Genomic DNA, 11,810 nt, shown 5'->3' with positions numbered 1-11,810 from the left:
CGCCGCGGGCCGTCAAGGGCGGCCGCCTCGCCGCAAGCGGAGCGGAGGCGGACCCGTGTCCGGCGGCGGATCCGCGTGAGGCAAGCGGAGCGGAGGCGGACCCGTGTCCGGCGGCGGATCCGCGTGAGGGACGCGGGGCGGGCGCGGACCCGTGTCCGGGGACGGATCCGTGCGGGGGCAGGTGCGCATTCGAGAAGGTGCGCCGGTCACCGCCCGGGCGTGACGCTCGTAGGACGGGTCATCCCAGTCTGGAGGGCGACGTGACGCAGGGCTTCTACATGAAGGTGGTTCGCGGCAATCCGACGCCCGAGGAGCTGGCGGCGCTGATCGCGGTGCTGAACGCCCGCACCGCCTCGAACGGCGCGGCCTCCGAGGCCCACGCGGCCGAGACCGCCGGTGCGGCGGAGATCGCCTCGGCCTGGCTGGACGGCTCGCGCACGGTGCGCAAGCCGGTCGTCGCCGGACCGGGCCCGGCGGCCTGGCGCGTCAGCGGCTGGGCCGGCTGACCCGCCTCTCCCGCCATCTCCGAGCCCGTCCTTTCGAGCCCGTCCTTTTCACGCCTGCCCTTTTCAAGCCCTCGCGTTCGCGGGGGCTTGACGCGTTTTCCGCGTGCCGTCGCGCCGCACCGGTCGCGCCGCACCGGTCGCGTCGCGCCGGTGTCGTCGCGCCCGTAAGGCACGCCATTACAGATCATGACTAAGCTTCGCAATACGGGAGATGGCGTGTAACTATCCGGCATATCACCATGAAATGGTCCAACTGGGGGTGAAGAGCCGTCATCGGCTGATGGCGAAGACGAGGAGCATTATGCCTACCCTGTTCGGTTCCTTGCGCAGGCTCGTGCTGACTCCGTCGCTGGCCGATGTGACATTCGGCGCGCGCGGCTTTCCCGCCACCCCCTCTGAGGCCACCCGCGGGCTCGAAGCCATCCCCCGGGCGGTGATCTGCGGATTCGAGTGGGGAATCGACGCGCGCGACCAGTGGGAGGTCGAGCGCCGCCTGGCCCTGGTCGACCAGGAGCACCGGGGGTTCGCCTACGAGGGCGCGACCATGGCGTTCACCGTGCTGGACGCGATGGCCGGCGGACGCGGCCACCGCGCCCGCGACCTGCTGCTCGGCCCCGGGCAGCCGCACATCTTCCTCACCTACATCGGCATCGGCTTCGCCATGGCACGGCTGCCCCGGCCGCTGTGGAAGAAGGTCATGCCCGACCTCACCGGCTCGGCGTACTACCCGGCCATGAGCTGGCTGGCGGTCGACGGCTACGGCTTCGACCGGGCCTACTTCGACACCCGGCGCTGGGTGGACGAGCAGCGGGTGCCCGCGCCGTACGCGTGGGAGGGCGACCCCGCCTACTTCCTGCGGGCCGTCGACCAGGGCATCGGCCGCGCCCTGTGGTTCATCCACGGCGGGGACGTCCCCGGCGTCACAGCCCGGGTCGAGGGCTTCGCCGAGCACCGGCGGGCCGACCTGTGGAGCGGCGTCGGGCTGGCCGCCACCTTCGCGGGCGGCTCCACGCCCGAAGAGCTCGCCTCGCTGCGCCTGGCCGCGGGGGAGTACCGGCCCGAGCTGGCGCAGGGCGTGGTCTTCGCCGCCAAGGCGCGCGACTTCTCCGGGTACGTGCCCGCGCACACCGAGGCGGCCACCGCGGTGCTGGCCGAACTGTCGATCGAGGCCGCCGTCGCGCTCGCCGACGCCACCGCCGTGACCGCCGGCCCCGGAGCCGTGCCTGCGTACGAGCTGTGGCGGCGCGCGGTGCGCGCGCACTTCGTCCCCTCAGGGGACCGCATCCCGGGCTGACCCGCCACGGCGTCACCCACTTTCCCGCCGCCCGCGAAAAGGGCGGCGGAAAAGGCGGTTCCGCATGCGCGGGAATCGCCTGTAGAAACGCGCGGGGAGTGATTTCCGCCTGCCCGTGAACGGAAATCGGTGACACCGAGTGAGCACGTTTGAAGTGGACCCGGCGCAACTCCATATGACTACATTCTAAGCACGGATTATCCCGCGGAGCAGGAAAACCCCCGGGGGAGGGAGAGACAATTGGCCAGCCTTCTGAGGTCATTGAGGCGGCGTATTATCACGCCTAACGTATCCGAGACGAAACTCGCGACACGCGGTTTCCACGTGAAGAATGCCGAAGCCCGCGAGTTGCTCGAGACGGTCGGCGAGATGTTCCTCACCGGATACGCCTACGCGGCGGAGGCGCGCACGCCCGCCGAGGCGGAGGAGCGGCTGGAGCAGATCCCCCGGCGGTTCCGCGGCTTCGCCTACGAGGGCGCGGGCATGGCCTACGCGATCCTCGACGCCACGCCGCTGGCGACCGGCCGCAAGGTCGCCGGCAGCCTCGCGGGGCGGGGCGACGCCCAGGTGTACCTGATCTACGTCGGCGTCGGCTGGGCCATGGCGCGGCTGCCCCGGATCCTGTGGTCCAAGGTCCACGCCCCCGACCCGCTGCTGCGGTGGCTGGCGCTGGACGGCTACGGCTTCCATCAGGCCTACTTCCGCACCGACCAGTACGTGCACGCGCAGTACCAGGAATCCCGCTTCCCCTGGCCCGCCGACGCCCCGCAGGGATACGCCAACCGTGTCATCGACCAGGGCATCGGCCGGGCACTGTGGTTCGTCGGAGGCACCGACGTCGATGTCGTCACCTCGCTGATAGCCAAGTTCCCCGAGTCCCGGCGCGGCGACCTGTACGCCGGGACGGGCCTGGCCGCCACCTACGCGTGCGGGGCCGAGGAGGACGAGCTGCGCAGGTTCGCCGAGCTGGCCGGCCCGTACCGTCCCCAGCTCGCGCAGGGCTCGGCGTTCGCCGCCGAGGCCCGGGTGCGGCCCGGCCTGGTGGTGCCCGCCACCGAGATCGCCACGCGGGTGTTCTGCGGCGTCTCGCCGGAGGAAGCGGCGCGGATCAGCAACGAAGCCCGTCCAGACCAGCCGATTCAGGGTGATGTGCCGGCCTATGAGGTGTGGCGGCAGCGCATCGCCGACCAATTTGTCTCTCTTGGAGGTGTTAGCCGGTGACCGCGACCCTTGGCTGGCTGCGCAGGCAGCTACCGGGAATCGTCGCTCTCGTTCTGATCGTGAGCGTCTTCTCGATAGCCCGCCTGCCGTCCTACTCCGCGGCCGAGACCGCGACCATCGCGAACAAGTTCTCGTTCAAACCCTTGTCCATCGCGCTGCCCAGCGGCTACAAGCAGCAGACGATCCGCAAGGTGAACAAGGACTACACGCACATCGACGCCTGGATCTCCTCGGTCGGCGCGGCCATCGCGATGAACGACCTTGACGGCGACGGGCTGTCCAACGACCTGTGCGTGGTGGACACGCGCATCGACCAGGCCGTGGTGACCCCGACGCCCGGCGCCGGCGGCAGCCGGTACGCGCCGTTCGCGCTGAACCCGGGCGCGCTGCCGATGAACGACACCATGGCGCCGATGGGCTGCGTCCCCGGTGACTACAACGAGGACGGCCGCATCGACCTGCTGGTCTACATGTGGGGCCGCACGCCGATCGTCTACCTGGCCAAGCCGGGCGCGACGCCCAGGCTGGACGCCACCTCCTACCAGGCCGTCGAGCTGGTGCCGGGCGCCAACGCGACGAGCGGCAAGTACACCGGCCCGCAGTGGAACACCAACGCGGCCACCGTCGCCGACTTCGACGGCGACGGGCACGACGACATCTTCATCGGCAACTACTTCGAAGACAGCCCCGTCCTGGACCCGACGGTCGAGGGCGGCGTGCACATGAACCACTCGATGTCCCAGGGCTTCAACGGCGGCGAGGACTACTTCTTCCGCTGGACCGGCTCCTCCACCGGCGCGACCCCCTCGGTCAGCTACGAGTGCATCGACGACGTCCTGCCCAAGGACGCCTCGAAGGGCTGGGAGCTCGGCGCGGCCTCCACCGACCTGGACGGCGACCAGCTCCCCGAGCTGTACCTGGCCAACGACTTCGGCCCCGACCGCATGTTCTACAACCGGTCCACGCCGGGGCACATCAAGCTCTCGGCGGTCACCGGCGTCCGCTCGCCGATCATCCCCAAGTCCAAGACGGTCGGCAACGACTCCTTCAAGGGCATGGGCGTCGACTTCGCCGACCTGAACCACGACGGCCTGTACGACATGTTCGTCAGCAACATCACCACCTCGTGGGGCATCGAGGAGAGCAACTTCCAGTACATGTCCACGGCCGCGAACAAGGCCGAGCTGACCGCGAAGCTGCGCTCGGGCGAGGCTCCGTTCAAGGACGTGAGCGGCCCGGCGGGCACCGCGTGGTCCGGCTGGGGCTGGGACATCAAGATGGCCGACTTCAACAACAGCGGAGACCTGCAGATCGCGCAGGCCACCGGGTTCGTCAAGGGACAGACCGACCGCTGGCCGCAGCTCCAGGAGCTCGCCACCGCCAACGACCAGCTGCTGCAGAACCCGTTCTGGTGGCCGAACGCGCGCGCGGGCGACGACATCGGCGGGCACCAGACGCTGCACTTCTTCGTCAAGGGCCCCTCGGGCCGGTACGTCGACATGGCCAAGGACCTCGGCCTCGCGATCCCCACGCCGACCCGTGGCATCGCCACCGGTGACGCCGACGGCGACGGCCGCCTGGACTTCGCGGTCGCCCGCCAGTGGGACGAGCCGGTCTTCTACTCCAACCAGAGCCCGGCCACCGGCGCCTTCCTCGGTCTGAAGCTGACCCGCGACACCCCCGCCACCCCCGGCACGCTCCCGGCCGCCGGCTCGCCGGTCACCGGCGCGCAGGTCTGCGTGAAGACTCCCGACGGGCGCATGTTCGTCAGCCGGGTCGACGGAAGCAGCGGCCACTCCGGCCGGCGCTCCTCCGAGGTGCACATCGGCCTCGGCCAGAACGTCACCGGGCCGCTGACGGTGAACATCAAGTGGCGCGACCGCAACGGACAGCCGCACGACCAGGATGTCCAGCTCACCACGGGCTGGCACTCGCTCGAGCTCGGCCAGCAGGCCAAGGAGAAGTGATCGACATGGCTGAGTCAAAGCCCAGCGCGGCCGAGTCCAAGCCCGCCGCGCCACCGCGCCATGACCCCAAAGTGGTCACCGCCCTGCGCAACTTCGCGATCTCGATTTCGGTCTTCAACATCCTGGGCTACACCGTGCTGGGGTTCGAGCAGCCGTGGCTGTGGCCTTTCATCGCCCTGGCCACCGGGTACTCGACCGAGATCGGCCTTGAGATCATCGGCGCCAAGGTCGAGGGACGCGCGCCGCGGTTCAAGGGCGGCGGGTTCAAGGGCCTGCTGACGTTCCTGTACCCGGCGCACATCACCAGCCTCGCGATGAACATGCTGATCTACGTCAACGACCAGATCTGGGTGCTGCTGTTCGGCGTCGTCGTCGCGGTCGGAGCCAAGTGGATCCTGCGGGCGCCGGTCAAGGGCCGGCTGCGGCACTACATGAACCCGTCGAACTTCGGCATCGCGGTCATCCTGCTGGTCTTCCCCTGGGCCAGCATCGCCCCGCCGTACCACTTCACCGAGCACACCGACACGTGGTTCGACTGGATCATCCCCTGCATCATCATCCTCGGCGGCACGATGCTCAACGGCAAGCTGACGAACAGGATGCCGCTGATCGCGGGCTGGGTCGGCGTCTTCGCCCTCCAGTCGATCGTGCGCGGACTGATCTTCGGCACCTCCATCCCCGCCGCGCTCGGCATGATGACCGGCGTCGCGTTCGTGCTGTTCAGCAACTACATGATCACCGACCCCGGCACGAGCCCGTCCAAGCCCTCCAACCAGGTGCTCTTCGGCGGCAGCGTCGCCCTGCTGTACGGCGTGCTGACCGCGGTGCACATCTCCTACGCCCTGTTCTTCGCCACGGCCGGCATCTGCGCCATCCGCGGCGGCTTCTTCTGGGCGGCCCACTTCGTGCACAAGGCGCGCGACCAGCGCGAGGCCCAGGCGGCGCTCAAGGCGGTGGCGGAGTTCCCCGTCGACCAGGTGCCCGCCGCTGACAAGAAGGTCGCCACGGTATGACCAGGATCGCGATCGTCGGCATGGCGTGCCGATACCCGGACGCCTCGTCGCCCAGAGAGCTCTGGGAGAACGCCATCGCCGGTCGCCGTGCCTTCCGCAGGCTGCCCGACGTGCGCATGCGCCTTGAGGACTACTGGAACGCCGACCCGGCGCACCCGGACACCTTCTACGCGCGCACCGCGGCGGTCATCGAGGGCTACGAGTTCGACCGCATCGGCTACAAGATCGGCGGCAGCACGTACCGCTCCACCGACCTGACGCACTGGCTCGCGCTCGACATGGCGGGCCAGGCGCTGGCGGACGCGGGCTTCCCCGGAGCGGAGGGCCTGCCGCGGGAACGCACGGGCGTGGTCGTCGGCAACACCCTGACCGGCGAGTTCACCCGCGCCAACGTGATGCGCCTGCGCTGGCCGTACGTGCGCCGCACCGTCGCCGCCCAGCTCAAGGAGCTGGGCTGGGACGACGACCGGCTGGCCACGTTCCTCGCCGACCTTGAGTCCACCTACAAGAGCCCGTTCCCGGGCATCGACGAGGACACCCTGGCCGGCGGCCTCGCCAACACCATCGCCGGCCGCATCTGCAACTACTTCGACCTCAACGGCGGCGGCTACATCGTCGACGGCGCCTGCTCCTCCTCGCTGCTGTCGGTCACGACGGCGTGCAAGGCGCTGGAGGACGGCGACATCGACGTGGCGATCGCCGGCGGCGTCGACCTGTCCATCGACCCGTTCGAGATCGTCGGCTTCGCCAAGACCGGCGCGCTGGCCAAGAGCGAGTTCCGGCTCTACGACCGGCACTCCAACGGCTTCTGGCCCGGCGAGGGCTGCGGCATGATCGTGCTGATGCGCGAGGACGAGGCCGTCAAGGCCCGCCGCCGCATCTACGCCACCGTCGCCGGCTACGGCATCTCCTCCGACGGCAAGGGCGGCATGACCAGGCCCGAGGTCAGCGGCTACAAGCTCGCGCTGAAGCGCGCCTACGACCGCGCCGGGTTCGGCATCGAGACCGTCGAGCTGTTCGAGGGCCACGGCACCGGCACGGCGGTCGGCGACGCCACGGAGCTCAGGGCGCTGACGGAGGCCAGAGCGGAGGCCGACCCCTCGGCCACCCGCGCGGCGGTCACCTCCATCAAGGGGATGATCGGCCACGCCAAGGCCGCCGCCGGCGTCGCCGGCCTCATCAAGGCCACCATGGCGGTGCACGAGCAGGTGCTGCCGCCGGCCATCGGCTGCGTCGAGCCGCACGAGGTGCTGTCGGGCGACGGCGCGACACTGCGCGCGCTGCGCAAGGCCGAGCCCTGGCCGTCCGGCGCCCCGGTTCGCGCCGGCATCACCGCCATGGGCTTCGGCGGCATCAACACCCACGTCGTGCTGGAGAAGACCGGCCCGAGGAAGCGGACGCCGCTCTCGACGCGCACCCGCACCCTGGCCGCCTCGCTCCAGGACGCCGAACTGCTGCTCGTCGACGCCGCCTCGCCCGAGGCGCTGCGCGAGCGGGTCGCCGAGGTGGCGGACTTCGTCATCACGGTGTCCTACGCCCAGCTCGCCGACCTCGCGGCCACCCTCCAGCGCGACCTGCGCGACCTGCCGTACCGCGCCGCGGTGGTGGCCTCCTCGCCCGAGGACGCCGAGCGGCGGCTGCGCGCCGTGCTGGAATCCCTGGACGCGGGGGAGACCCGCCTGTTCAGCCCGGAGGGCAAGGCGTTCCACGGCCACGCCGACGGGCCGGGCCGGGTGGGCTTCCTGTTCCCCGGCCAGGGGTCGGGCCGCGGCACCGGCGGCGGCGCGCTGCGCCGGCGCTTCCCCGAGGTCGAGGAGATCTACCTCCAGGCGGCGCTGCCCACCAGCGGCGACATGGTCGCCACCGCCGTGGCCCAGCCGCGCATCGTCACCGGGTCGATGGCGGGGCTGCGCGCCCTGTCGGTCATCGGCGTGGAGGCGGACGTCGCGGTCGGGCACAGCCTCGGCGAGATCTCGGCGCTTCACTGGGCCGGCGCGCTGGACGAGGAGGCGCTGCTGCGCGTCGCCGGCGTCCGGGGCAAGGCCATGACCGAGCACAGCGCCTCGGGCACCATGGCCAGCGTCCGCGCGACGCCGGACACGGTGACCGAGCTGGCCGGCGACCTGCCCGTCGTGATCGCCGGGTACAACGGGCCAGAGCAGACCGTCATCGCCGGGCCGCTGGACGCCATCGAGGCGTTCGGCCGCAAGGCCGGCGACGCCGGGCTGAAGTGGACCAAGCTCGCGGTGTCGCACGCGTTCCACTCGCCGCTGGTGGCGCCGGCCGCCGAGGCCCTGTCCACCTACCTCGCCGAGGAGGAGTTCGGCCAGGTCTCCCGGCCGGTCGTCTCCACGGTGACCGGGGTGACGCTCCAGCCGGACACCGACGTCCGCGACCTGCTGCGCGACCAGATCACCGCCCCCGTCCTGTTCACCCAGGCCGTCGAGTCGGCGTCCAAGGACCTGGACCTGCTCGTCGAGGTCGGCCCCGGCCGGGTGCTCAGCGGGCTGGCCGCGTCGGTGACCGACGTGCCGGCGCTCGCGCTGGACACCGAGGACGAGTCGCTGACCGGACTGCTCAGGGTCGCCGGCGCGGCGTACGTCGCCGGTGTGCCGATCGTGCACGAGGAGCTGTTCCACGGCAGGCTGGTCCGCCCGCTGGAGGTGGGCGCCGAGTTCACCTACTTCCAGAACCCGACGGAGCTGGCGCCGCAGGTCAGCATCACCGGCACCGTGCAGCCGCGCGCTTCCGCGCCGGCCGCGCCGGTCGCCGGCGAGACGCCGCAGCCGGTGGGAGACGCGGCCGAGTCGAGCATCGACCTGCTGCGCCGCCTCGCGGCCGAACGGGCCGAGCTGCCGCTGGAGATGGTCGGCGAGGACAGCAGGCCGCTGGACGAGCTGCACCTCAGCTCGGTCACGGTCATGCACATCATCGACCAGGCGACCCAGCGGCTCGGCGTGCCCGCCTCCAAGGCGCCGACCAACCTCGCGACGGCGAGCCTGCGCGAGCTGTCGGAGGCGCTGGACGCGCTGGTCGCGGGCGGCGGGGACGCCGAGGCGGCCCCCGCGTCCGTGGTGACCGGCGCGGCGCCCTGGGCGCGGCCGTTCAGCGTCGACCTGGACGCGCTGCCCCTGCCCGCGCCCACCTCGCCGGGGGAGAACGGCCCCTGGCAGCTGTACACGGCCGGGGACGCCCCGCTCGCCGAGGCGCTGCGCGAGGCGCTCGAACGCGGCAAGGTCGGCTCGGGCGTCCTGGTGGCGCTGCCGCCCGGCTGCGGCGAGGAGCACCTGGAGCAGGCGCTGCTCGGCGCGAAGTCGGCGGTCGCCGCCGCCCCCGGCACCCGGTTCGTCCTGGTCGAGCACGACCGCGGCGCGGCCGGGCTGGCCAAGACGCTGCAACTGGAGGCCCCGCACCTGCGGACCACCATCGTGCACGTCCCGGTGACGCCCGACGCGGTCGGCTGGGTCGTGCGGGAGGTGGCCTCGACCACCCGGTTCTCCGAGGCGTTCTACGACGCCGAGGGCGTGCGCCGCGTCCCGACGCTGCGGGCCATGCCCGTGCGCTCGGCCCGCGAGGAGCACCCGCTGGGCGCCGGAGACGTGCTCCTGGTCACCGGCGGCGGCAAGGGCATCACCGCCGAGTGCGCCCTGGCCGTCGCGTCCGACAGCGGCGCCAAGCTGGCGATCCTCGGCCGCTCGGACGCCGCGGCGGACGCCGAGCTGGCCGAGAACCTGCGCAGGATGGCCGACTCCGGGGTCACCGTCCACTACGCCAGGGCCGACGTCACCGACGCCGCCAAGGTGCGCGCCGGGATCGCCGAGCTGGAGGCCGCCCTCGGGCCGGTCACCGCCGTGCTGCACGGCGCCGGCCGCAACGAGCCGAGCGGTCTGACCACGCTCGACACGGCCGCCTTCCGGCGCACCTTCGCCCCCAAGATCGACGGCCTGCGCAACGTGCTGGACGCCGTCGACCCGGGGCGGCTGCGCCTGCTGGTGACCTTCGGCAGCATCATCGGCCGCGCCGGCCTGCAGGGCGAGGCGCACTACTCCACCGCCAACGACTGGATGGCGTCCCTCACCCGCGAGGTGGGCGAGGCCAACGAGGGCTGCCGCGCCATCTGCATGGAGTGGTCGGTCTGGTCGGACGTCGGCATGGGCGAGAAGCTCTCGGTCGTCGAGGACCTCTCCCGCAAGGGCATCGTGCCCATCGCCCCCGAGCAGGGCGTGCAGATCATGCGTCGCCTGGTCGCCGACCCCGACGTGCCGCCGGTCGTGGTGATCAGCGGACGCACCGAGGGCATCGACACCGTCCGCCGCGACCTGCCCGAGCTGCCGCTGCTGCGCTTCGTCGACAGGCCGCTGATCCGCTACCACGGCGTCGAGCTGGTCGCCGAGGCGGAGATGAGCGCCGGCACCGACCTCTACCTGGCAGACCACCTCCTGGACGGCAACCTGCTGTTCCCCGCGGTGTTCGGCATGGAGGCCATGGCGCAGGTCGCCTCCGCGGCCACCGGCAGGCCGACGGCGCCGGTCATCGAGGAGGCCGAGTTCCTGCGGCCGATCATCGTGGCGCCGGAGGGCAGCACCACCATCCGCATCGCGGCGACCGTCACCGACGACGACACGGTGCAGGTGGCCATCCGCAGCGCCGAGACCGGGTTCGAGGTCGACCACTTCCGCGCCCGGCTGCGCTACACCGAGGAGGGCGTCCCCTCCGGGCCGCCCGCCCAGATCGGCGAGGGCCTGCCGGCCGTCCCGCTGGACCCGCCGAGCGAGATGTACGGCGACGTGCTGTTCCAGGGCGGCCGGTTCCACCGGCTGCGCCGCTACCACCGGGCCGCGGCCCGCCACGTCGACGCCGACGTGGCCGCCGTGGACGCCCGCGACTGGTTCGCGGGCTACCTGGCCGGCGAGCTGCTGCTCGGCGACCCCGGCATGCGGGACGCGCTCATGCACGGCAACCAGGTCTGCGTCCCCGACGCGACCCTGCTGCCGGTCGGCATCGAGCGCATCTGGCCCGGCGGCGCGGCCCTGGCCGACGCCGGACAGCTGCGCTACTGCGCCACCGAGCGCTTCCACGAGGGCGACACCTACATCTACGACATCGCCGTGCGCACCGCCGCGGGCGAGGTCGTCGAACGGTGGGAGGGCCTGCGCCTCCAGGCGGTCCGCAAGAAGGACGGCCGGGGGCCGTGGGTCGCCCCGCTGCTCGGGTCCTACCTGGAGCGCACGCTGGAGGACCTGACCGGCACCCGGGCCGCCGTCGCCGTCGAGCCGTACTCCGGCGCCGACGACGACGCCGCGCGCGCCGCCCGCACGGCCGTGGCCGCCGGGCGCGCCCTCGGCCACACCGTCGAGGTCCGCCAGGGCCCCGACGGGCGGCCCGAGATCGACGGCGGGCGCACGCTCTCGGCCGCCCACGGCGCCGGGGTCACCCTGGCCGTCGTGGCCGAGGGACTGGCCGGCGCCGCCGTCGAGACGGTCGCCGAACGGACGCCGGAGGAGTGGGCCGAGCTGCTCGGCGCGCACGCGCCGCTCGCGGAGCAGCTCGCCGCGGCGACCGGCGAGGGGTACGGCACGGCGGCGACGCGCGTGCTGGCCGCCGCCGGGGCGCTGCGCGGCGCCGGCATCCTGCCGAGCGCGCCCGTCACCCTCACCCCCGCGCTGCGGGGCGCCTGGGCCGTGCTCTCCTGCGGAGGCGGCCACGTCTCGACGCTCGTCACGACCCTCCGGGACGCCCCGGACCCGGTCGTGTTCGCCGTCCTCACCGGAGGGCGGCCGTAGGGACATGGGGAGTTCGACGCGGAAGG

At 72.2% G+C, this 11,810-nt stretch carries 6 protein-coding genes; all 6 read left to right on the top strand.

Annotated features, from left to right (window positions below; genetic code table 11):
* Positions 1-260: 260 nt before the first annotated feature.
* Complete coding sequence (locus tag ACFO60_RS21345) at positions 261-506, top strand: acyl-CoA carboxylase subunit epsilon (protein ID WP_380842686.1); 246 nt, start codon at positions 261-263, stop codon at positions 504-506.
* A 301-nt stretch (positions 507-807) separates the two neighbouring features.
* On the top strand, positions 808-1,800 hold the full coding sequence (locus ACFO60_RS21340; RefSeq protein WP_380842683.1) for a DUF1702 family protein: 993 nt from the start codon (positions 808-810) through the stop codon (positions 1,798-1,800).
* 240 nt (positions 1,801-2,040) lie between these two features.
* Positions 2,041-3,021 (top strand): DUF1702 family protein, encoded by a 981-nt coding sequence (locus tag ACFO60_RS21335; RefSeq protein WP_380842680.1) that lies wholly within the window; start codon positions 2,041-2,043, stop codon positions 3,019-3,021.
* Positions 3,018-4,988, top strand: a complete 1,971-nt coding sequence (locus ACFO60_RS21330) for an FG-GAP repeat domain-containing protein (protein WP_380842677.1) — start codon at positions 3,018-3,020, stop codon at positions 4,986-4,988. The genes ACFO60_RS21335 and ACFO60_RS21330 overlap by 4 nt, the downstream gene beginning before the upstream one ends.
* Positions 4,989-4,993: 5 nt before the next feature.
* Positions 4,994-6,001 (top strand): enediyne biosynthesis protein, encoded by a 1,008-nt coding sequence (locus ACFO60_RS21325; protein ID WP_380842674.1) that lies wholly within the window; start codon positions 4,994-4,996, stop codon positions 5,999-6,001.
* Complete coding sequence (locus ACFO60_RS21320) at positions 5,998-11,784, top strand: type I polyketide synthase (protein WP_380842671.1); 5,787 nt, start codon at positions 5,998-6,000, stop codon at positions 11,782-11,784. Before ACFO60_RS21325 ends, ACFO60_RS21320 begins: the two co-directional genes overlap by 4 nt.
* Positions 11,785-11,810: the final 26 nt, after the last annotated feature.

This window comes from Sphaerisporangium dianthi, from assembly GCF_042654065.1.
GTDB classification, from domain to species: domain Bacteria; phylum Actinomycetota; class Actinomycetes; order Streptosporangiales; family Streptosporangiaceae; genus Sphaerisporangium; species Sphaerisporangium dianthi.
This window is presented reverse-complemented; position numbering and strand designations above follow the sequence as displayed.

Bases quoted from the DNA above. Each gene is read 5' to 3' on its own strand.
- ACFO60_RS21325 (WP_380842674.1), top strand. From the start codon at position 4,994: ATGGCTGAGTCAAAGCCCAGCGCGGCCGAGTCCAAGCCCGCCGCGCCA.
- ACFO60_RS21340 (WP_380842683.1), top strand. From the start codon at position 808: ATGCCTACCCTGTTCGGTTCCTTGCGCAGGCTCGTGCTGACTCCGTCG.
- ACFO60_RS21320 (WP_380842671.1), top strand. From the start codon at position 5,998: ATGACCAGGATCGCGATCGTCGGCATGGCGTGCCGATACCCGGACGCC.